A 20,992-nucleotide genomic window follows, 5' to 3' on the forward strand; every position below is an offset into this window, starting at 1 on the left:
CCAATCTGGTTCAGTTTCGTTGCAGTTAACCGTGTACGTGAGGGCCAATTACGGCTAATTCCGATTAAGTCTCTTTGATCCAAGCGCACAGTCGGGGGGGTCTAAGATATTCTCACCCGGTAGATGAACTGTCCCGGCGGAAGACAGAAGCGCGACGCGGAACCGATCGACAGCCTTCGATCGGACACCACCGAGTATGGAAAACAAAATACGAGATGCGGTCGTAGCGGGCTATCACGAGTGGGGAACGCCCCGTACTGCGCGAGTAATGCCTGACGGAGGGACAGTTCCTACCAGCCCCGATACCGCTTGCGAGTGTGACGAATCAGGCACTGGTCAGGAGATCTTACTTGTCGACGACAATCCCGGCGACGTTCGATTGATCAGAGAAGCGTTTCGGGGTGTTCAAAGCGTGAATTCGATCCATGTCGCCACCGACGGGCGAGAGGCGATCAATTTCATACGCCAATGCGGCGAATTCACGGACCATCCGCAACCGGACCTCGTCTTACTGGAGTGGCAACTACCAGGAGCTGACGGTGAAGAAGTCAGTAATGAAATTATAAAATGTTCGAATAGAGAACAGATACCTGTGGTAGTGTTGATCGGATTCGAAGTAGACGAAAAGTTTGTCAGTTCGTTCGACGTCTGCGCCGACGCGTACCTCACCAAGCCGATCGGTCCGACCGAATTCGTCGCGCTCGTTCGTTCGTGCGAGTACTTCTGGTACCCATGTCCGACAACTATCTAATCGGGAGCAACAGGTGAACTGCCTCGGGGTCGAGTGGTTCGAGAGAGCTTAATGAGTGACGGAAGTTATGGGCATAGACTGAGACGGGCGAGTAATGGGAGGAGACCGGCGAGGCGATCTTGTTCGTCATCTAAGTGAGCAGGAATTGGATCGTCTGCTGAACGAAGCAGACGATCCAAAGATCATCAAGCGACTCACCTTTGTCAAACGTCTCTACAAGGGAGCAACGTACGAGGAAGCAGCCGACGACGTTGGCAAATCTGCGTCGACTGGAAGTCGCTGGGCGCGTCGATGGAACGATGGCGGACTTGGTCAGTTGACACCGAACTTCGGGGGCGGAAGGCCCCCGAAGCTCGGTGACGAGGAACAAGAGCGTCTTTTAGAACTTCTCCGGGAGGGGCAACCCTGGAAAGCACAGGAAGTTCATCAGCTCTTGGACGAAGAGTTCGGTGTAGAGTACCATCCGGATTATCTCGGTCGATTCCTCCGGAATCTCGGACTGTCCTACGCTAAACCACGTCCAAAGCGCCCCTCTCGGCCAGAAAACGCAGATGAAATCCTCGAAGAACGCGTCGCAGACGCGTTCGACGAGGAGACAGAGACGGCACATAACAAGCGTCCTGATGATGAGGACGAAGGATGGGTCCTCGACGACGATATTTGCACGGATGGGGGAACTGTCGTCGGTTTTTGTGATGCTTCGCATCCACAACCATACGACAATTCGCATCGACTGTGGTACGTTGATGATCCGACACTGGAACGACCGCTGGTGAAGCTTGACGAACCAGCGGTCGGATGCTATACGCTCAACGGCGAAAGTGTCCTGACGTTCCCTGAAGATCAATCGAAAGAGAACATCTGTGCGCTCTTGGAGCAAGTCCGCGAGCAGAATCCGGGAACGCGGATTCTGCTCGTCTTGGATAACTTCTCGTCTCACATCTGTGAACACACGCGCAAGCGCGCACATCAACTCGGTATTGATCTCGTCTTTCTTCCGGTCGGCTCACCGCATCTCAACCCGATTGAACAGGTCTGGAAAGTACTCAAACGCACTGCCTCGCCAATCGTGGTGGCGAGCGAGAGCGCGTTCCGAACTCTCGCTCGCCGTCTCTTCGACACCCTTACCGACTGACTCGGATTTGCCAAGTCCTGGATCGATCAATTCCTCAGTCCATATTTGCAAAAGTTATCTTGATCATTACGCTCTCTCGTCATCTCGCGAAACTTTGTTCCGCGATGACTCGTCGAGGTGGCGACGCCATCTCGAGATCACGGAAGAACGTTGGTCTTCCGAACGACCCCGAGACACTCGCCTTATTCTACCTTTGACAGCGAGAGTCCCACATTCGGCCGGTCATTGTTCGATGTGGCCGGCGCACGTCACGTACTCGAATCCAAGCCGCGGGACGGAGCGCTCGACCGGGCACGTCACCGAAACGCGATCCGAGAGCGACCCGATTAGCGATCGAGTCAGCGCGGCTAGCTCGCTGCATACGCGCCCCGTATTCCGGACCTCGGAGCGAGACGACGAATCGGGTCAGTTGCCCGTCGCACCCTCGGGCAGCGCCTCCTTGTCAGTCTTGCCGACGTCGGTCAGCGGGATCGATTCAACGAACGTCACCTCGGAGGGCATCGCGTGTTTCGGCACCGCCCCCTCGAGGTGGTCGCGGACGTCGTCCGCGGTCAGATCGATGCCAGGTTCCGGTTCGATGAACACGCGGACGCGCTCGCTGCCCGGCCGCTCTGGGTCCGGGACGCCGACCGTCGCAGGTCGTTTGACCCCCTCGAGGGCGAACAGAGCCTCGTCGACCTCCTCGGAGTAGACCTTCAGTCCCGAGACGTTGATCATGTGCTTGACGCGGTCGACGACGTAGAACCGGCCCTCCTCGTCGACCCTCGCGACGTCGCCGGTCTCGACGTAGCCGTCCTCGTCGAACGGCGTTTGCTCCGCGTCGAGGTACCCCTTCATCCGCTGGGGGCCGTCGACCAGCATCTCGCCCTCGAGACCCTCCGCGGCGGCGCGCTCGAGGGGGATTTCGTCCCCGGTGTCGACGTCGCGGAGTTTAACTACGGTGTCGGGGACCGGAATCCCGACGGTCGGGTGATCCGGGTCGCCGTCGGTCTCTCGTCCGGCGAGAAGTTCGTAGAGACCGTGGATGTCGAAGTGGGTGATCGGGGACATCTCGGAGAGGCCATAGCCCTGAGAGACGCCGCCCGCTTCGCGCTCGAACTGGGACTTCGTCTCGGTGGCGAGGGGCGCGGAGCCGGAGATACCAAGGATGTCCGCGTCAATCGTCTCCTCGGCGAGTTCCATGAACTGCGTTGGGACCCCGAACATGATCAGCGGTTCGTGGCGCTCAACCAGATCAGTCATGTGGGCCGTGTCGCGTATATCGGGGACGATAAGCACGTCCAGCGCGAGCTCGAGCAGGCTGTTCATGATGGAGTAACCGTACGAGTGATACATCGGGAGTGCCATCACCGCGGCCTCGCTGCCCCGCATCATCTGGGCCAGCCGCGACTGCGCGGCAACGCCTTGCAACGCGTTCGCGACCAGATTCCGGTGCGTGAGGAGACACCCCTTCGGCTGACCGGTCGTGCCGCCGGTGAACAACAGCGTGTGAACGTCGTTCTCGACGTCGAAGTCGATGTCCGGGGGCGCTCGCTTGGTCGTTTCGACGACCGCTGGCAGCCACTCGGCTCCCTCGATCGCTTCGCGGTCGGACGGGGGGTCCGCCGAGTAATCGTCCAGGGACGTGAGGATGACGTCGTCCAGTTCGAGGTCGGCCGCCAGCGAGCACACGAGGTCACGGTGTTCGTCGTGTCCGATCAGCACCTCGGGCTCGCCCTGCTCGAGCCGGTAGGCGAGATCCGCCTCGGCGTCCAGGAAATCGTTCGGAATGTGGACGCCGCCGGCCAGCGAGATGGCGTTCGATGCGATGACGAACTGAATCGACGTCGGTAGGATCGTCGCGACCCTGCTGCCCTTCTCGACGCCGCGTTCCCGCAGCGCCGTCGCCAGTCGTTCGACGTCCGCGAGCACCTCGGGATAGGTGTATCGCTCGCCGAGCTGGACGATGCCCTGCTCCGGGTGGTCGGCGGCGGCATAGAGGAAATGGTGGACCGGTTCGTCGGGGTACGGCTCGAGCGTTTCGGGAATGCCGAACCGCTCGTAGGCCGTCGACCAGAGTGTCGCGTCTCGGGACATTCGTTCTCGTTACGATTCCTGATTCGCTAAAGGGTACTCACTGGCATCCGGGGGTGTTGAAGGCCTGTACCGGTGAACTCGCGCTCGAGTGGTCGCGGCCGGACAGGCCGGCGGACTGTGTCCTCGCGTATCGCGGCCCGTCAAACAGAGCGGCATCATAAACGACCTGTGATCCGCCGAGCAATCTCCTTGCTCGTTGCCGCTATCTCTCGGTGTATGGACTTCGGCTTGGACGACAAGACTGCGCTCGTCACGGGGGCGGGCGGCCGGATTGGCAGCGTCGACTGCGAGGTACTCGCCGCGGAAGGGGCGGAGATAATCGCACTCGACGTCGACCGCGACGCGGCCGAGTCGGTCGTCGACGACGTCGAGAGCGCGGGCGGGACGGCTCACGCGATCGAGTGTGACCTGACCGACCGCGACGCGGTCGCCGAGACGGTGTCGGCCATCGAGGAGGACGCCGACGGGATCGACGTGTTGATCAACAACGCCGGACTGGTCGACGCCCGCGACAGGATCGAGGACTTCGACGACGGGATCTGGGACCGCGACGTTGCAGTCAACCTGACGGGCACCTACAACGTCACCCGCGCGGTCTACCCTGGGATGAAAGAACGCGAGTGGGGTCGGATCGTCAACATGTCCTCGATGGCCGGCTGGTACGGCGGCTTTGGCCAGGCGTCCTACAGCGCGACGAAGTCGGCGCTGATCGGCTTCGGCAAAACGCTCGCCCTCGAGGGTGCACAGCACGGCATCACGAGCAACGTCGTCGCGCCGAGTATCGTCGTCGGCGCGCTCGCGGACCTGCCGGTCGACCAGCTGGAGGGGGTCGACGAACACTTCGCCCGGATCGCGAAGGCCACGCCGATGCGACGGCTGGGACGGGAGGAAGACGTCGCGAACCTGATCGCGTACCTCTGTTCCGAACAGGCGAACTACATCACGGGCCAGGTCGTCGGCGTTACGGGCGGCGTCGATCTCTTCAGTTTCTGATTCGCGAGATCGGTATCCGGATCGGTCGTGACTGGTGCTCGAGGCGATCCGCAACGCTCGCGTCTAGAGCAGATCGTCGTGAAAATGAGATCTGTTTGGTCGTATATATATATATATATATATCGGTCATGGCCGCCGTCTCGCGCGTCGGGTCCCGCGGTCGTCACGGAACGATCTGTGCGAGGATTTTCGACTCGATCTTTCGCAGGTGGCCGCCGACCGTGCCACCGGTGCAGCCGAGTTCGTCGCCGATGTCCTCGTGGGTCACTGCTCGGGGCACGCTGTAGTAGCCCATGTCGACGGCGGTCTGGAGGATCTCCTGCTGGCGATCGGTGAGCTGAGAGAACAACCGATCCGTGTTCGGCTCGTAGCTCCCTGTCTTGAGGAGTTTGAGCCTGATCCCGTCGGGGATGTTCGGGACTGCCTTCTGGAAACTCTTCACGTCGCCGATCATGGTGACGCGCAGACCCCCGCGTCGCGTGAACTCGAGCGGCGTATCGAAGATGAACTCGAACTCTTTGAGTATGCTCAACAGCCCGACGAGCCGGTCGTGAGCCTCGACGTGGATGTAGGTGTGTATCACGCCGTCCACGCCCGAGAGCTGGTACTTCCGCACCATCGAAGAGTCGTCTAGAATCGACTCGAGGGCGGCCCTGTCGCCCGAGAACTGATAGATCGTGACGATCGTTCCGTCGGCGAGGAGATTAACGTTGTGCAGGAGTTCGCGACTGATATCGGGGTGATCCGCGATGCGCCGGTCGACAGGGTGCAGTCCCTCGTCGTCCGGAATGATGATGCATTTCGCGTATCTCATTTCACGATGGTCACCACATTTCGAACGTACTTCTTGTTACCGATTATCAGGGAAGTTATAGACCGAGGCCGGAGTCCGGTGCCGGCTTCGGAATCCAGCTTACCCGTCCGTCGTCGGACGCGTCGTCCGGTGCAGAGTCGTCGGCTGATCGAACGAGACGGCATCGGCGTCTACGCGGACAGGTCGGCGGTGAAGTCGCCGTGGATGGCGATTCCGCGCTCGATGACGTCGTACTGGTGATAGAGCGTCACGCCCTGATCGACCGACGACTCGCTCTTCATGCCGAGCGCGGCTGCGACCATGAGCAGGGGCGTAACGAAAATCGAGAGCCACCGCTGGCGCCGTGATGACGGGATGATCTGTTCGTAGTGGTCGTCGAACGTCACGTTCGCGAAGCCGAGGTCCTCGAGGGCGTCCCGGAACTCGCCGACGTGCGCGAAGTCTGGAACCGCCCACCCGTCGAGAACGGTTCGCAGTTTCGCCGCTTCCGACTCCGTCAACACGGGCCGACCCACGAAGCCGTCGGAAATCATGAGCCGACCGCCAGGCTTGAGGACGCGGCGGACCTCCTCGAGAACCCGTTCTTTGCGCTCCGAGTGACAGACCGTCTCGATGCCGGAGACCGCGTCGAAGGTCCCGTCGGGGTACGGAATGTCGTGGTAGTTCCCGATGCTGAACTCGGTCGATTCAGAAACGCCGCGCTTTCGAGCGTTTTCTTCTGCTTCGCTGACGTGTTGCGGATCGATATCGATGCCGTGGACCTCGGCGCCGTACTCGGCCGCGACGTGCGTGGGAAAGCCGCCGCGTCCCGTCCCAATGTCCAGTACCGTATCCGTCACGTCCACCTCGAGTTTGTCGGCATAGACGCTGTTGGAGTTCGCCATGGCGTCCTGGTGGGTCGTCGCTTCGTCGTCGTAGAACCCGTAGTGGAGATTCACGTCGCTCCACAAGACGCGGTATTCCCACGCGGTCTCGTTATAGAAATCGACTATTTCGTCGGTGTCGAACTGTCGCGTTTCCATTAAGCTGACGGGCGCGACTTTCGGTAATAGTCCTTATCCCGCGTTTCCACGCTCCTTTATAACGCTCGAGGGGCGTCTCGGATCGGGCCGTCTCGACGTACTGTTTCCGTCCTACAGGGGCGATAGCGGCCGAATCCACTATCAACTATATAGTAATTTCGATCGGTTTCCATATAAACAGCCTCGCATACAAAGAGGTAGAATAATTGCAAATCGTGTGGGTGTGTTTATGTGGCATGTATGATGAAACACCTGCTCGGGCGGTTCGAGCACGATGCAGGTTTGAATGCGGCGAATCGGATCGAAATGACGGAAACAACACTCGATAAGGGATACTATGTATAATAGAAAGCGATTGGTGGGCGGAACCGGTGCATCGTTTCTGATCGTCGCGTTAGTCGGACTCGTCGTTCTCTCGTCGGGGACGGCCTACGCTGCGCCGATAGCGGCCGGCAACGGGTTCACCGTCGAGGCCGACGAAATCAGATCCGACGAGTTCCTCCTCTACCCGGGCGCCGGACAGAACGACGCTGGGCAGACGCCGGTCGTCGTCGTCGAGCAACGCGGCGTCGAGATCGACGGGCTGGTTTTGACGAGAGAGCAGGAAGTGCCGATGATGGACGGCACGATGGAGATCAAGTTCACCGCCTCCGAGACGGTCAAGGCGGACCAACAGTTCATCAAACTCACCGGAATGGAAGCGAAGAGCGCGAAGTTCAACGGACAGGTCATCAACGCCCAACCCAGCGACAATCCGGAACAGCAGTTCCAGCAGACAGCCGGTGAGAACGCCGACCCTGAACAGGGATACCTCACCAACATCAGCGGCGAAGCGCCCGGAACGGTGCAGAAAGACGTCAAGATCGATATGGCGTACCTCGCCTCGAACGAGATTACCCTCCCCGGACTCGACGTCAGCGTGGATTACAACTCCGGCGGCACTGACGATTCCGGAAACACTGACGAATCCAGTAGTTCCAACGAATCCAGCAAGTGATTTCCGATGGCAATCCAAGATAGCCAGAACGACTCCGGAGCCGTTCCCGATCGGGCCAAAAGGCGATGGGACCGGTTCAACGAATGGCGGTCGCAGCGCCCGTTTCTGGGCGGCGTCTTGCTCTGTCTGGCCGGTCTGCTCATCACCTGGGTCCCGATGCAGATTCTGCCCGACCTTTTCTTCATCGGCGGCCAGATGGCAGGCTTTCTCACCATCGGAGCCATGTTCGGCGTGTTCGTCTTCCTGACGGGCGTGTACGCGCTGTACAAGCCAGAACACTCTCACACGATCGGCGTCATCGGTGTGGTCCTCTCGATCTTCTCGCTGTTCGGATCGCTCGGGGGGTTGTTCATAGGGATGCTGCTCGGCATCCTCGGCGGCAATCTCTGCATCGCGTGGAAACCCGACGACGTCGTCGACGACGCTGTGGCGGAACCGAGCAAGGTCGACAGAGCGATCGCGCGAATTCACGAACGCGTCGAACGTACTGCCGAGAAAACGAGCGCACGTTTCCGCGAGGGCGTCGAAACCGACAAAGGACGGAGCGGCGACGAATGACACCGGCGCGAACGCGACACGGAGCAACCTGAGACATGAACCGAACGTGCGCACTCGCCATCGCGGTGCTGGTCGTCATCGGCAGTATGTCGGCAGGGATCAGCGCGTTGCCGGCAGCCGCCCAGGAGGACGACCGCCCCACCACGGTGGAACTCGGCGTGGACGAAGGCGCGACCGTCTGTGTCCAGCAGGTCGGGTCGGACACCAATCAGCTGATCGTCCAGAACGACGACTACGGAGACGTTACCCTCTATCTCGACGAAAACAGGCGAGTCGAATTCGAGCAGACCCAGCCCGAGGCGACGGTCATCCTGGAGACCGACCGTCAGAACGAGGCCCTGAACGAGCTCGCCGAGGCCGGCAAGTGTCTCGCTGCCAACCAAACCGACATCGTCGTCGACGCCAGCTCGGTCTCGATGCGAGGGCTCTCGGCAACCGAATACGCGATCGAAGTGGGCCCGGACAGCGAGATTCCCGAGTCCACCGTCTTCGACGCGCCTAACGAGAGCGACGACGATCCGGACGGCATCGGCGACTTGATAGACGGGAACGACGAATCTGACGGAATGGAGAACGGTACCGAAAACGGGTTGACCGACCCGATCAACGACACCGAGGAGACCCCCGATCCTCCGATGGAGGCGGTCGAAAACACCACTAATCAGACCGAAGGAACGGTTAGCGATACCGTCGATCAGACCGAGGAAACAGTCAGCGATACCGTCGATCAGACCGAGGAAACGGTCAGCGATACCGTCAATCACACCGAAGAGACGGTCAACGACACCGCCGACCACGTCGAAAACACCACCGAAGACGTGACGGAGACGGTCGCCAACGATCCGAACGAGACCGACGAACAACTCGCTGAAACGACCGAAGAAACCGGCGAGTACGCCGGCGAACAGGTCGACAATACCAGCGACTTCCTTCGAGAAACGACCGCGGAGACGACGGGATCGGTGATCTAGTGATGCAGCAAAACGCGATCGACACGAGCGTCCCGGTAGCCGACGGAGATAGCCATGAGTGAATACGAGACGGTCGGGTTCGAAGCGAGCGACCTCACGCTCGAGGCGGTCGACACGTGGATCATCGCCGGCGCGACTACCGCTGGCGTGCTCGTCAATCTCAACGCGTTGATGGTGCCGCTGCTCACCCGTCTCGGCGGCGGCGTCGTCGCCGGCTTCGTCGCCTCGTACGCCGTCAGACGGATCGTACCCGGAATCGTGCATGCGATACTCGCGAGCGCGCTCGTCGGCGGGTTCGCGGGAACGGTGACGGCGATTCTGGGAACCCTTCTCGGGCTGTACAACGAACCGCCGCTGCTGATACTGTCCTCCATCGGCCCGATCAGCCCGATGCTGTCGGGGCTCGGACTGCCGAGCGTCGTCCTGATCGCGTTCGCCTTCTCGTTGCTGACCGCTGTCGACGGCGTCGTCGGCGGACTGCTGGGCGGCGGGTTGCGAGCGCTCGTTCCCTGGTGACGGACGTGACCGACGCGGATACTCCCTCCTCTCGTCTGGACGAAACTGGACCGGACTGGAGCTGCCACTGAAACGGTTTACACACCGAACAGCTGTCGTGCAATCGGAAGTACACCGACGTTCATTCGCGACGGGAGTCGACCCGACCGACGGTGACGAAGAAGGGAATCGCCTCCTCGCGATGATACTCCCGCGCTTCCATCTGCTCGACGACGGCGCGTCCCATCTCCCGCCACGAACCCCGGAGGTCGTCGTACTCGGCCTCGGTTAGCGTCCCCGACAGCATCGTCCGACGGTCGTCGGAAAGTCCCGCCCCGGTGGCTTTCCGCCGGGCTGCAACCAGCGCCGACTCGCTGTAGGGTGGTTCGATCGTTCGGACGTGATCGTACCGACGAGTCTCGAGCGCCTCAAGGCCCACCGCCTCGAAGGCACTGCAGGCGTCGGCGCCGAGCGTGACGTCCGTGTTGACGCCGTCGAGGTAGGCCTGCCTCGCTCGGCGCTCGAGTCTGTCTTCCGCGTCGACACTCGAGTCGATCACGACCGCCTCGTTGTCCGGTTCGACAGCCGCGACGAGATCACTCGAGACGCGGGCGAACTCGGCTAGCGCAGTCGCGGGATCGGGCAGGTTGATCAACAGCGCCTGACAGACGACCAGATCGAACGCGTCATCGGGGAACGGCAGTTCCAGGGCGTTGCCAGCCACGACGGGGACGTGCTCACCGGCGGTCGCGAGCAGGTCGAGATCGACGTCACACCCGATCACGTCGCCTGCGGATTCGGCCGCGAGAACGCGGCTCAACTCGCCGGTTCCACAGCCAACGTCCAAAATTCGTTCGCGCGAATCGAGGGCTAACGGCTCGAGGGCGGTCCGGGAGTCGTCCCACATCCCGTCACGAGTCCGGCTGAGGTACGATTCGGAGAACTCTCGCACGGGGGTCGGTAGGGACGTGCCGAGTATAAGCGGGTCGATTCTTCGACTATCTGGGCAGACCGAAAACGCACACGCTCGGTGGCCGAGAATCGGATCCGCTAGGTGCACTCACGAAGTTCTTTGACTTTCTGGATGTTCCACGCGAATCCTCGGCCGTCCTCGGTCGGCGTCTCGAGTGCGAACGGCAGGTCCCGCAGGTCAGGGTGGTTTACGATCGCACACATGCCGTCCTCGCCAATGTAGCCCTCGCCGATGTGCGCGTGTTCGTCCTTCTGGGTACCCACGTCGTGTTTCGAGTCGTTGAGATGGATGTACTCGAGGTTCTCGAGGCCGACGACGTCGTCGAACCGGCCGACGGTCTCGTCGACCGCTTCAGGCGTCGTGAGATCGTTCCCTGCGACGAGGGTGTGGGCGGTATCGATGCAAACGCCGATGTCGGTCTCGGTGCGGTCGATGATCCCGGCGAGGTGTTCGAACTCGCCGCCGAGTTTCGTCCCACTGCCCGCGTCGGATTCGATAAGAATCGTGACGTCGTCGGGGACGTCGAGGTCGTCGATGACGCTCGCCGCGTTGTCGAGACCGCCCTCCACGCCCGCCCCCGTGTGCGCCCCGAGGTGGACGTTGACGTAGGGAATGCCCAGCATTTCGGCGGTGTCGAGTTCCGCCTGCATGCTCTCTTTCGATTTCCGGCGGAGATCTTCTTTGGGCGTACAGAGATTCACGAGGTACGACGAGTGGATCACCCACGGTCCCTCGAGTTGGTCCTCGGTCGCATCCCGGAACCCGGCGGCCGCCTCGTCACTGATTTCGGGCTGTTGCCAGACCTGCGGCGAGGTCGTAAATATCTGGCCGCAGTTGCCGCCGAACGCGAGCTGTCGGGGGACAGCGTTGCGAACGTCGTCGTACGGCGGTGTTTCCTCGTCGGAGGAAACACGCGAACCGGAGATCGAAACGTGTGCGCCGACCTTCATCGTCATAGATTTCCGTCAGTACCGGTTCGTGATAGGTATGTCGGACCCACGCGGCCAGCGACCGGTTGGCTGAGAGAGTCGACGCGGTACCAATAGCTGTCGTCCTGAAATGGTCGATCAGGCATTCAGAATACGTTCCTCAAGCCACCCACCGCGAACGTGGTGGAATTGAGCGTGGACTCCCCAGGCGGAATTCGGCACAAGGTTTTGTCGAGCACATTACCCTGTCAAGCGCATACAAGGAGAGAGGCTCGGCATTCAGATTCCAGTACAGTGATGTGCGGGCCTGTGAGGTAGTCTGTTGACTCGACCTGACGAGGTCGTGTTCAACGAGTTTCAGGTGACGGCCCAGCCCCATCCGTGCCCCCCCGGAGAGACGAGAACAAATGTCGAGCATTAATACTGGTCGCTTTGAAAGAGACGTTCGTATAGATGACAGCGTACGATACAATCCTCTTCGATAATGATGGTATTCTCGTCACACCGCCGGCCTCCGAAACACAGGCTGAAGCGACGCGTGAAGCGTTTCGGGAGGTTGGTGCAACAAATGTCGCCCAGCGTCACCTCGATGCGATCGTATCTGGGGTAACCATCGACGAACTCCGGGAAATCTGTACGGCCTACGATCTCGATGCAGAAACGTTCTGGGAGGCGCGCGAGCGCCACGACGAACGGTCTCAACTGGACAAGTTCGAAGGCGGCGCTCGAGAGTGCTACGACGACGTCAGCTGTCTTACCGAGCTCTCTCAGAACTGCGGGGTAGTAAGCAACAACCACCACAGTACGCTCGAGTTCGTTCTCGACCAGTTCGAACTGAAACCGCTGTTCAGTACCTACTACGGTCGCGAGAAAACGATCGAAAGCCTCCGACTGAAGAAGCCGAATCCGCACTACCTCGAGCGGGCGCTCGCCGATCTCGAAGCCGAGTCGGCGCTCTACGTCGGCGACAGTGAAACCGACGTACTCGCGGCCGAACGGGCCAGTATTGATTCGGCGTTCGTCCGTCGATCGCACTGTCGTGACGTCGATCTCGACGTGACTCCTACCTACGACGTGACGACGCTACGCGACGTCGTCCGGATCGCGGACAGCCACGCAAGCGGCGAATCCCCGAGCAGCTAACGTGGACCCAGCCGGGTACGGCCGTCCCACGTCAGCCACCGCCCGCCTCGAGCACCGTCCGATCGCGAACCCACGCGTCGGTACCGAACTTTCGATCGGCGAGTTCCCGGGCTGCCTCGAGTTCGCCGTCCCGCCAGGTCGACTCGTCGGCGTCGCACCAGTCCCGCAGCGCACTCGCGACCGAGTCGACGGCCTCGTCACGGTCGATCCCCGCCTCGCTGTGAATGCTCGTCACCCGATCAGTGAACGTCGACTCGTCGATGTCGGCATCGAAGACGCCGACGTGGGCCCGGGGCTCTGTGTCGTAGCTGATCGAGCCGTGCTGGATGACGACGTCGCGCTGGCGGTATTGCGCGTTGCCGCTGATCTTCTTCGCCCGGTCGTCCGTCCCCGTCGTCGCGACGATGTCGTGGGCCGGGTTGATATCTCGCAGGTAACACGAGGGGTGATAGATCGAGTCCTGCTCGGTCGAGGCGAAGGCAGCATCGACGCCCATTCGATCGAACGCATCGAGGATCGGGGCGCAGAACAGTTCGTAACAGTCCATCAGGTTCCCTGGGACTTCGTCGCTGGGTGCGACGATGGTGTAGGAGACATCCGCGTTGCGGTCGTGATAGATCCCCCCGCCGCCGGTCTGCCGGCGCGTGACGTCGATTCCCTCGCGCTCGCAGAAGTCCCAGTCGACCGTCGCCGAGTCCTGGCGGTACCCGAGCGAGAGCGTACTCGGCTCCCACGAGTAGACCCGAACCGTACGCAGGTCGTCTTCGAGCGCCGTCTTCGCGGCGATTTCCTCGATCGCCATCTGCGTCGCACCGTCTCGAGGGGCATCTCGGATCAGCCGCCAGTCCCGGTCGGCCAGTGCCGTCATACGCGAGCCCACGCCCAGGAGATGCATAGGGATTCCGACTGGAGTGTCGGGATTCCGACCGGATTCGTCGCGTCGAAACGGATGGCCGTGCGAGGGTCGGCGATCCTACGAGTCTGGTGCCGATCGATTGGGCGCGGTTCGTGCCGGCACTGGCGGTTCGTGCGTTCCGACGTCGAGATGCGTCTCCTCCATTCATGGGTGTGAAGGAACGATCCGTTGACGAGAAACGATTCGACGGCCAAGCACGTGGCGTCCCAGCACAGGGATCACGGCGCGTTCGGAACCAGCCGTCAGCCCGGTCGCGAACACCAGCAAGACGTGCAACGAGAACTGACCGAGGTGCTCGGGGATACTCTGCGTGATGTCCTCCGTCTCACTCATATCCCACCCTCCGTACGCTCGGCGTGCATCCCGTAGCCGGGATGTGCTCGGCGGACCGCTCGCGGTCGGGTACTCCGACTAACCGCAGAAAACGATATTCCGCGAACTGGCCGACCTGACGTCGATCGCTCGACGTACGAAGAACACCTTCGGAAAGCGGAGAACAAGCTCCTCACGAGTGAGAGACTACTCGGACTCACTGTTCACTCCGTGACCGATCGTCGCGAGGTGTCCGAGCGGTTCGTCCAGACACTCGCCCGACGATTCGGTATATCGACATGCGGTTTGTGCGGGGAACCACCCGACCAGAGTCGGATCGAGATGCGATGGTGCGAGCCGTGTCGGGGGACGATAGTGCGAGTCAGGTCGAGGGACGAAAATGCGAATCGGGTCGAGGTGCGGGCACCGTGAGCCGAACCGACGCGAACGCTGGGCCGGATAGGACGCGAGTCGAATACGCTTCGAGACGCCGCGCCGGCCGTCACGCCGTTTTTACGTACCCGCCGGCTACTCCGTTGTATGGTGCGAAACGTCGCCGGATTGCTTCCGGAACTCGAGGCGGAGGACTTCTATCTCCTCTCGGGGGTCGAACAGGGGATGCGCTTCTCCGAGTGGGTCCAGCGGGAAAAGCTCCCGAAATTCGCCTCCCTCTCCGAAGAGGAGGTTGATTACCGACTCGAGCGCTGTCTCAAGCGCGGACTCATCGAGAAGAAGACGATCCAGTACGAAGGGTATACGCTCCAGTTCGAGGGCTACGATGCGCTGGCACTCCGAGCGCTCGTCGAGCAAGATATGATCTCCGAATTCGGCTCGCCACTCGGCGTCGGCAAAGAAAGTGACGTATACGAGGTCCGCTCGTATAAGCCGCTGGCGCTGAAGTACCACCGGGAAGGCTACACGAACTTCCGGGAGGTCCACAAAGAACGTGACTACACCGCCGACAAGAAGCACGTCTCCTGGATGTACACCGCCAGGAAGGCCGCCGAGCGCGAATTCGGGATTCTCGAGGAACTGTACCCGGACGTCGCGGTCCCACAGCCGATCGGCCAGAACCGCCACGCGATCGTCATGGAGAAGATGGACGGGGTGGAACTCTCGCGGACGCGACTCGAGGACGAACAGGTACTCGGCGTCTTCGATCTGTTGTTATCGGAGATCACGTGCGCATACACGAACGGATACGTCCACGCCGACATGAGCGAGTACAACGTCTTCGTCAACGAGGAGGGAGTGACGATATTCGACTGGCCCCAGGCCGTCCCGACCGACCACGAAAACGCCGACGAGTTCCTCCGGCGAGACCTGCGAAACGTCGTGGGCTACTTCCGCCGGAAGTACCCCCAGTACGTTCCTGACGAACTGGAAAGCGACGAGCTCGTCGAGTCGATCACCGCAGACTCGTTCGAGACGGTCACCGAGTTCGTCTAGAAACCGTTGATTTCGCGTTACTCGAGGCTCACCAGCCAGCCGTAACCCGATCGTTGAAATCTAATTCCCCGCTCGTCGGGGCGACCGTCGAGGGACGCCTGAGTCGGTCTACTGGGGCGCTCCGGCAAATCGTTACAGTAGATAACGGTTTGTCGGAGCCCACATGACGGTCGCGGTTGCTCCGGAACTGGCGTACAGCAGCCCGTATGAAAGGTGAACTCCATGCGGTCGTCAGCCTCGAACTCAGTGCCGAACACGTCCTCGATGTACGTCGTCGGCGAAGTCGACGGTCGAATCGCCGTTCCGAGGCTCACCGACGGACGCGGGGTCACTGGTCGACTCGTTTCGCCGAAACGGAGACCGCGGCATCTCCGTCGGGGTTCGTGATCGAAGTCGACTCGTGCCCACAGTCTCCTTCGTCGGTTTCAGAGTCGGCTGGTTCGATGGTATCGGCCGAGCGGCCGCTCAGACAGCACGCCAGCCCGGCAGTGCGAGAGCGCTACGGTAGTCGTCGAGAGCTGCCGGCGAGAACGGTCTTCCGTCCGTCTCATTTTCTTCGGGAGTTGTCACGGTACAAGGCAAAACGTTCGGTCTCGCGTGCTCGGGGGACCTCGTTCGGGCGGGTACGAACGGCGACGGGGAATCACGCGAAACGATCCCGACAACCGCAACCGGCTACAGAGTCAATCCAGTCCGCAAACCGCGGATATCCAGTCTCACACACGCGATAGCGACGAGACCGCGATCTCACGGCATCGAACCGGTTCGGCTGTTCGCTCGCGACAGACGACGACATAGTCTCGATACATCAAATAACGATATATGAAATAGGCAGTTCACGGTACTGACTCGCTCGAGCGATACCGTCTGGATCGGTCGCGAAACGGTGCAGGCGGACATCCCGGTCGCGGCTCCAGATCGATGGGGTACTCGAGGCCGCGACATCCTGAGCGCGACGACGGCAGCGATTGTCGCGAGCCCGATCGCGATCGAGAACAGGCCAGTGACGAGGCCGACGAGCCCTGACGCGGGCTCCGTGCCGGTAGCAGAGCCCGACCCCGGCGGGGACGACGAGCGCGTTCGACAGTGCGAGGACGGCGAATACAGCGACGAAGTCGAGTCCGTTCGGCTCGGTGATGCGGGAGAACCCGTCGGTCGTCGCGTCGATGATGCGAAAGACCAGCGGAGTAGTACGCAGTCGGAACATATATGACAATAATTATATATATATATGGCGATATCGAGACTATGAGCCATCGTTACAGCAGATTTTCACCATCCCGTTCACAGGTATAGTCGCCTTTCGAGTGAAACACAGACGGCCGTGACTGCGTATAACTGACGACGCGAGCACGACTCAGCGCTCGTTACCGTCCGTCGCTGCTCGGCGCGATATCGATTTCGTCGAACGTCGCGAAATCGCCCGTTTCAGAGCGGGCGACCGCGGCGTGAGCGTCGACGTACCCCGCACCGACGGACTCGGCGGTGTAGGACTCGAGCCGTCGCTCGTCGGCAGTCGCCTCGAGCGTCGTGAGGACGTCCATCGGATCCGGCGACTCGCCGTCGCGCTCGATGGCGGCGTCGTAGACCAACGCGGCGCAGCCGGCGGTGACGGGACAGGACATGCTGGTCCCGGACATGGGACCGTAGTAGAACTCTCCATCGGGTGCGGTGACGTTCAGCAGATCGGTCGGATCGAGCGTACTCATCACATCTACGCCTTTCGCGGCGACGCCGTTGCGGTAGACGCCCAGCGGGCCGTCGATCTCGTCTGCGGTGACGTCCCCGTGAAACGCAGTGAGGTTCTCGTAGGCCGTTTCGCGATCGTAGTTGTCCGCGTCGTACGACCCGTCCTGTGGACGGCCCCGCGACGAGAAGTCCGCGACGGCACCCTCGGCGTTGGTAGCCGCGACTCCCAGAACGTGCGGGGCCATCGCATACTGGTTCAGCGTCCCTGCGTCGGGGCCGCCGTTGCCCGCCGCGAAGACTGGGAGGATCCCCGCTTCGTGGGCGTGCCACGTCGCGACGTTGACCGGATCGTCGGGGACGAATGAGCGGTCGTCCGCCACCGGACCGTAGGAGTTCGAGACGATCTGAACGGTGTGTTCGCCCCCACGTTGCCGCCGAAGCAAGTCGTCGTATGCGGCGACGATGAACACGATCGAGAGACCCAGGCCTGTCGCGTACATCGTCAGGTCGGCGTCGGGGGCCATCCCGGCGTACGCGCCGTCGCTCTGATCGCCGGTCCCGCCGACGCTACCTGCACAGTGAGTTCCGTGCCCGTTCGCGTCCGTGTCACCGGTGCCAAGGTCCTGCCACCAGAGGGGTTCGTCCTGAGCGACAGGAATCCCCACGTACTGGTAGTTCGCTGCGACGTTCGCCTGCAGATCGGGGTGAGAGCCATTAATCCCCGAGTCGATGAGCGCGACGTGGACGTTCTCACCAGTGTAGGCCGTTTCGAGATCGTGGCCGGCCTGCACGGCGTCGGCGTTCGTGTCTTCGCGAGCGCCATCGTTGTAGTACTCGAGGTCGTAGTTTCCGGAGACGTACCGGACCCCGTCCCAGCCAGCGACGGTCTCGATGAGCGATCCGGACAGTTCGGCGTATCCGATCGGGAGGAACTCGAAACCGAGCGCGACCTCGACGCCGAGCGTCTCGAGTCGGGCGGCGTCCGCGTTCGTCTCGAAGACGATCACTACCTCCTGGAGGACGTCGCTGTCGAGGTCGAGGTCGTCGTCGACGAGCGTGTCGCCGACGGCGAGCACTCCCTCGACCCAGGCGGGTCCCAGGTCGAGCGCCGCGCTGGTACCGGAGAGCACGACCGTGCCGGCGAGGCCGGTGCCGAACGCCTCGAGCGCCCTCCGTCGCGTCGGTCGGAACGAGGAATCGTCGCCGGTCATCGGTCGCCACCGTCGACGGACCGTTCCCGCCGAACTGCCGCCAAACGGACCGTCCAGCGCCCGCAGGACTGCCGCTCGCGAGAGGGGTTCGAACGGGCCGACGCACGGCGACGACTCGCCGCGGTCGAGGGATGTGGCGTCGACTCGAAACTTGGACGGAGGGCCGGGAGGCCGATCGTTGGTACCGTCGGTTGTGTCATGTTATAGCTCAACATGACTGTCCACGAAGTTATTGAAATGGATTGTGACAGTCATAACAGGGTATTAATCACCGGTCGATACAGGACCGATTTCGGGAACGCGAATCCGCCATAGAGCAAGTGTGCGGATCGAACGGTCGCTCGTCGATTGGCGGATCCGACGACAGCCGTCTCGGATGAGAGCCGCGGCCGGCGGATCTGCCATCGACTCCCTTCGAAGCCCTTATACTCGAGAGTTGGGAAGAACAGGTAGACTCGCCGGTTCGCGGGCATCGGCGGGCACCTGCACGGCACGGCGCCACAGGTCGGGATGTGATCCGCGGGGCTCTGCCCCGGTCTGGATTGAACCAGGAAACGCCCGCGGTGAATAACAATGGCACGAAGCTTCTATTCCCACATCAAGGACGCATGGAAGGACCCCGACGACGGAAAGCTCGGGGAACTACAGTGGCAGCGCAAGCAGGAGTGGCGCAAACAGGGCGCGATCGAACGGATCGATCGCCCGACGCGACTCGACAAGGCGCGCGAACTCGGCTACAAGGCCAAACAGGGTATTATTGTCACCCGGGTATCGGTTCGCAAGGGAACTGCTCGGAAGCAGCGACACACGGCCGGTCGGCGCTCGAAGCGCCAGGGCGTCAACCGTATCGGACGACGCAAGAACATCCAGCGCATCGGGGAAGAACGCGTCTCTCGGAAGTACCCCAACCTGCGGGTGCTCAACAGCTACTGGGTCGGTGAAGACGGCAGCCAGAAGTGGTTCGAAGTGATCCTCGTCGATCCGAACCACCCCGCCATTCAGAACGACGACGACCTCAACTGGATCTGTAACGATGCCCATCAGAACCGCGCGTTCCGCGGGCTGACCAACGCTGGGAAGGCTAACCGCGGCCTCAATAACCGCGGTAAAGGTGCCGAGAAAGTCCGCCCGTCCAACACCGGCGGTCGTGGCCGCGCCAAGTAACGTCGACAGCGGACACGGCGAACGAATTCACGACGGTATTTTTGCGACCGCCCTCGAAACTCGAGCGGTCACCGCCGTAGCCGTCGGTTCGGCGCGACCGTGTGACGATGAGAACGTGGCGTACCCTCGCTCCCGTTCGCCTGGGACGAGAGGTGGACTTATTCCATCGGCCGACGTATCGGTGAATATGACACGACACGTCCTGGTGGCGGTCGACGATTCGGCGCAATCGTTTGAAGCACTCGAGTTCGCCTGTGCGGAGTATCCTGACGCGACGATCACCGCGTTGCACGTCCTCGATCCCGGAGATTTCTACGCAGTCGGCGGCATCGAGGGGACGACGATGGCAAACTACGACGACGTACAGAGTCACTACGAGGAGCGGGCCGAGGAGATCCTCCAGGATGCGCGTGAACGAGCAGCCGAGTACGACATCGAGATCGACACGGATCACGTCATCGGTAGCATCTCGCGGTCGATCGTCGAATACGTCGACGATCGGGACGTCGATCACATCATTATCGGCAGTCACGGCCGAACGGGTGCGAGCCGGATTCTCCTCGGTAGCGTCGCCGAGACCGTCGCCCGTCGATCGCCGGTTCCCGTGACGATTGTCCGCTAACCAGATGCCGTACGGAGTCGATCGAGTACCGTCGAGCGGGGAAACAGAAACGAGATAAGACGGACTCGAGGCGCGCGGAAATACAACGAGCCTGCAGCGCTTGTATGTCGGCCGTTCGAGCGAAACCTGGGCCAGGAGCGATCAGGCTGAAACAGTCTGTCCCTCTCGCTCGGTCGAGCGCATGTCGAGATCCGCCCGCAGAGACGCGATGGCGTCCTCAGGATCGGTTTCCGAGTCGAAGACTCGGTCGAACCCCATCTTGCGGAAGAACGATCGAGTCTCCTCGAAGTCGTCCTGGCCGACGGCGAGGTTGCCACCGATGTAGGTCGTGACGTCGAGGCCGGCCTCCGCGATCCGCTGGTGGAAACCCTCGCAGTCCTGTTTGGCGTGGCCGTAGAGTGATGAGACGAGTACAGCCTCAGCGTCGTTGGCTTCGGCGGCTTCGACGAACTCCGACTGAGAACTCTGGACCCCCAGGTTGACGACGTCGAATCCGGCTGCGGAAAGCGCCTGTTCCAGGATCGTAATCCCGACGACGTGCGCATCAGAGCCGATCACACCGAGGATGACTGTCTTCGTCATGTGCGTACCACCACCGACGACCGGGACCACCATAAACCTAATGATTAATAATGTGCCAATCGTTCGCACGGTTTCCCTCTTGCGATCAGGTGATTCGGAACCGCCGTTGGACCGGCGGTCGGCTCGAGAGCGCGATTTCGATCGGGTACAGTACCGTTGCTCGAGCCGTCGGAGGATCGCCTCTCGAGGC

General features: G+C 61.5%; 19 protein-coding genes and 2 pseudogenes. 12 read left to right on the forward strand and 9 right to left on the reverse strand.

Translation table 11 applies throughout. From position 1 onward, the window contains the following. Positions 1-268 precede the first annotated feature (268 nt). Both NJU76_RS03740 and NJU76_RS03745 read left to right on the forward strand, forming a co-directional pair. Positions 269-751: a response regulator gene (locus NJU76_RS03740; RefSeq protein ID WP_254532565.1), complete on the forward strand. Its 483-nt coding sequence runs from the start codon at positions 269-271 to the stop codon at positions 749-751. Between the two features lie 94 nt (positions 752-845). Then, positions 846-1,949: pseudogene (locus NJU76_RS03745) on the forward strand (IS630 family transposase). Positions 1,950-2,291: 342 nt separating this feature from the next. Here NJU76_RS03745 and NJU76_RS03750 read toward each other — a convergent pair. Next, positions 2,292-3,962 (reverse strand): AMP-binding protein, encoded by a 1,671-nt coding sequence (locus NJU76_RS03750; RefSeq protein WP_254531450.1) that lies wholly within the window; start codon positions 3,960-3,962, stop codon positions 2,292-2,294. A gap of 216 nt (positions 3,963-4,178) precedes the next feature. Between NJU76_RS03750 and NJU76_RS03755 the strand changes: the two genes are divergently transcribed. Further along, entirely contained in the window at positions 4,179-4,955 is a 777-nt protein-coding gene (locus tag NJU76_RS03755; RefSeq protein WP_254531451.1) for an SDR family NAD(P)-dependent oxidoreductase, read from the forward strand. Positions 4,956-5,118: 163 nt separating this feature from the next. Here the strand turns inward: NJU76_RS03755 and NJU76_RS03760 are convergent, their stop codons facing one another. Next, entirely contained in the window at positions 5,119-5,769 is a 651-nt protein-coding gene (locus NJU76_RS03760) for a helix-turn-helix domain-containing protein (protein WP_254531452.1), read from the reverse strand. A gap of 170 nt (positions 5,770-5,939) precedes the next feature. Further along, a complete protein-coding gene (locus NJU76_RS03765) occupies positions 5,940-6,791 on the reverse strand; it encodes an SAM-dependent methyltransferase (RefSeq protein WP_254531453.1) in 852 nt (283 codons plus the stop codon). A 337-nt stretch (positions 6,792-7,128) separates the two neighbouring features. Between NJU76_RS03765 and NJU76_RS03770 the strand changes: the two genes are divergently transcribed. From NJU76_RS03770 to NJU76_RS03785, 4 genes are read left to right on the forward strand one after another with little or no spacing between them, the layout of a single operon-like run. Further along, on the forward strand, positions 7,129-7,788 hold the full coding sequence (locus NJU76_RS03770; RefSeq protein WP_254531454.1) for a DUF6230 family protein: 660 nt from the start codon (positions 7,129-7,131) through the stop codon (positions 7,786-7,788). Between the two features lie 6 nt (positions 7,789-7,794). Continuing rightward, on the forward strand, positions 7,795-8,346 hold the full coding sequence (locus NJU76_RS03775) for a DUF6114 domain-containing protein (RefSeq protein ID WP_254531455.1): 552 nt from the start codon (positions 7,795-7,797) through the stop codon (positions 8,344-8,346). A gap of 35 nt (positions 8,347-8,381) precedes the next feature. After that, on the forward strand, positions 8,382-9,317 hold the full coding sequence (locus NJU76_RS03780) for a hypothetical protein (protein WP_254531456.1): 936 nt from the start codon (positions 8,382-8,384) through the stop codon (positions 9,315-9,317). A 54-nt stretch (positions 9,318-9,371) separates the two neighbouring features. Next, complete coding sequence (locus NJU76_RS03785) at positions 9,372-9,833, forward strand: hypothetical protein (RefSeq protein WP_254531457.1); 462 nt, start codon at positions 9,372-9,374, stop codon at positions 9,831-9,833. 121 nt (positions 9,834-9,954) lie between these two features. Here the strand turns inward: NJU76_RS03785 and NJU76_RS03790 are convergent, their stop codons facing one another. Then, positions 9,955-10,764, reverse strand: a complete 810-nt coding sequence (locus tag NJU76_RS03790) for a class I SAM-dependent methyltransferase (RefSeq protein WP_254531458.1) — start codon at positions 10,762-10,764, stop codon at positions 9,955-9,957. A 98-nt stretch (positions 10,765-10,862) separates the two neighbouring features. After that, the gene (locus NJU76_RS03795) at positions 10,863-11,735 is read right to left on the reverse strand and encodes a deoxyribonuclease IV (RefSeq protein ID WP_254532566.1); all 873 of its coding nucleotides are present in this window, start codon (positions 11,733-11,735) and stop codon (positions 10,863-10,865) included. A gap of 432 nt (positions 11,736-12,167) precedes the next feature. On the opposite strand from NJU76_RS03795, the gene NJU76_RS03800 reads away from it, so the two are divergent. Further along, a complete protein-coding gene (locus NJU76_RS03800; protein ID WP_254531459.1) occupies positions 12,168-12,857 on the forward strand; it encodes an HAD family hydrolase in 690 nt (229 codons plus the stop codon). Between the two features lie 31 nt (positions 12,858-12,888). On the opposite strand, the gene NJU76_RS03805 is transcribed toward NJU76_RS03800, so the two are convergent. Then, positions 12,889-13,725 carry a lipoate--protein ligase family protein gene (locus NJU76_RS03805; protein ID WP_254531460.1) on the reverse strand — a complete coding sequence of 279 codons (837 nt, stop codon included), beginning with the start codon at positions 13,723-13,725 and terminating at the stop codon, positions 12,889-12,891. 203 nt (positions 13,726-13,928) lie between these two features. Then, positions 13,929-14,106, reverse strand: a pseudogene (locus NJU76_RS03810) (MFS transporter); the annotation flags it as partial. 519 nt (positions 14,107-14,625) lie between these two features. Between NJU76_RS03810 and NJU76_RS03815 the strand changes: the two are divergent. Both NJU76_RS03815 and NJU76_RS03820 read left to right on the forward strand, forming a co-directional pair. Then, positions 14,626-15,534: a serine/threonine-protein kinase RIO2 gene (locus tag NJU76_RS03815; RefSeq protein WP_254531461.1), complete on the forward strand. Its 909-nt coding sequence runs from the start codon at positions 14,626-14,628 to the stop codon at positions 15,532-15,534. Positions 15,535-16,420: 886 nt separating this feature from the next. Beyond that, complete coding sequence (locus tag NJU76_RS03820; RefSeq protein ID WP_254531462.1) at positions 16,421-16,747, forward strand: hypothetical protein; 327 nt, start codon at positions 16,421-16,423, stop codon at positions 16,745-16,747. Positions 16,748-16,901: 154 nt separating this feature from the next. On the opposite strand, the gene NJU76_RS03825 is transcribed toward NJU76_RS03820, so the two are convergent. Beyond that, positions 16,902-18,434, reverse strand: a complete 1,533-nt coding sequence (locus NJU76_RS03825) for a S8 family peptidase (protein WP_254531463.1) — start codon at positions 18,432-18,434, stop codon at positions 16,902-16,904. A gap of 573 nt (positions 18,435-19,007) precedes the next feature. Between NJU76_RS03825 and NJU76_RS03830 the strand changes: the two genes are divergently transcribed. After that, the gene (locus NJU76_RS03830) at positions 19,008-19,598 is read left to right on the forward strand and encodes a 50S ribosomal protein L15e (protein ID WP_254531464.1); all 591 of its coding nucleotides are present in this window, start codon (positions 19,008-19,010) and stop codon (positions 19,596-19,598) included. Between the two features lie 187 nt (positions 19,599-19,785). Beyond that, entirely contained in the window at positions 19,786-20,220 is a 435-nt protein-coding gene (locus NJU76_RS03835) for a universal stress protein (RefSeq protein WP_254531465.1), read from the forward strand. A 141-nt stretch (positions 20,221-20,361) separates the two neighbouring features. Here the strand turns inward: NJU76_RS03835 and glmS are convergent, their stop codons facing one another. Beyond that, complete coding sequence (gene glmS, locus NJU76_RS03840; protein ID WP_254531466.1) at positions 20,362-20,802, reverse strand: methylaspartate mutase subunit S; 441 nt, start codon at positions 20,800-20,802, stop codon at positions 20,362-20,364. Between the last annotated feature and the right edge of the window lie 190 nt (positions 20,803-20,992).

It is taken from the genome of Natrinema gelatinilyticum (assembly GCF_024266705.1).
GTDB classification, from domain to species: Archaea; Halobacteriota; Halobacteria; order Halobacteriales; family Natrialbaceae; genus Natrinema; species Natrinema gelatinilyticum.

What these genes read in the sequence shown, in the direction of transcription:
- NJU76_RS03780 (WP_254531456.1), top strand. Translation starts at nt 8,382, where the DNA reads ATGAACCGAACGTGCGCACTCGCCATCGCGGTGCTGGTCGTCATCGGC.
- NJU76_RS03795 (WP_254532566.1), bottom strand. Translation starts at nt 11,735, where the DNA reads ATGAAGGTCGGCGCACACGTTTCGATCTCCGGTTCGCGTGTTTCCTCC.
- NJU76_RS03805 (WP_254531460.1), bottom strand. Translation starts at nt 13,725, where the DNA reads ATGACGGCACTGGCCGACCGGGACTGGCGGCTGATCCGAGATGCCCCT.
- NJU76_RS03825 (WP_254531463.1), bottom strand. Translation starts at nt 18,434, where the DNA reads ATGACCGGCGACGATTCCTCGTTCCGACCGACGCGACGGAGGGCGCTC.
- NJU76_RS03785 (WP_254531457.1), top strand. Translation starts at nt 9,372, where the DNA reads ATGAGTGAATACGAGACGGTCGGGTTCGAAGCGAGCGACCTCACGCTC.
- NJU76_RS03765 (WP_254531453.1), bottom strand. Translation starts at nt 6,791, where the DNA reads ATGGAAACGCGACAGTTCGACACCGACGAAATAGTCGATTTCTATAAC.
- NJU76_RS03750 (WP_254531450.1), bottom strand. Translation starts at nt 3,962, where the DNA reads ATGTCCCGAGACGCGACACTCTGGTCGACGGCCTACGAGCGGTTCGGC.
- NJU76_RS03835 (WP_254531465.1), top strand. Translation starts at nt 19,786, where the DNA reads ATGACACGACACGTCCTGGTGGCGGTCGACGATTCGGCGCAATCGTTT.
- NJU76_RS03755 (WP_254531451.1), top strand. Translation starts at nt 4,179, where the DNA reads ATGGACTTCGGCTTGGACGACAAGACTGCGCTCGTCACGGGGGCGGGC.
- NJU76_RS03830 (WP_254531464.1), top strand. Translation starts at nt 19,008, where the DNA reads ATGGCACGAAGCTTCTATTCCCACATCAAGGACGCATGGAAGGACCCC.
- NJU76_RS03775 (WP_254531455.1), top strand. Translation starts at nt 7,795, where the DNA reads ATGGCAATCCAAGATAGCCAGAACGACTCCGGAGCCGTTCCCGATCGG.
- NJU76_RS03760 (WP_254531452.1), bottom strand. Translation starts at nt 5,769, where the DNA reads ATGAGATACGCGAAATGCATCATCATTCCGGACGACGAGGGACTGCAC.
- NJU76_RS03770 (WP_254531454.1), top strand. Translation starts at nt 7,129, where the DNA reads ATGTATAATAGAAAGCGATTGGTGGGCGGAACCGGTGCATCGTTTCTG.
- NJU76_RS03740 (WP_254532565.1), top strand. Translation starts at nt 269, where the DNA reads ATGCCTGACGGAGGGACAGTTCCTACCAGCCCCGATACCGCTTGCGAG.
- NJU76_RS03815 (WP_254531461.1), top strand. Translation starts at nt 14,626, where the DNA reads ATGGTGCGAAACGTCGCCGGATTGCTTCCGGAACTCGAGGCGGAGGAC.
- glmS (WP_254531466.1), bottom strand. Translation starts at nt 20,802, where the DNA reads ATGACGAAGACAGTCATCCTCGGTGTGATCGGCTCTGATGCGCACGTC.
- NJU76_RS03800 (WP_254531459.1), top strand. Translation starts at nt 12,168, where the DNA reads ATGACAGCGTACGATACAATCCTCTTCGATAATGATGGTATTCTCGTC.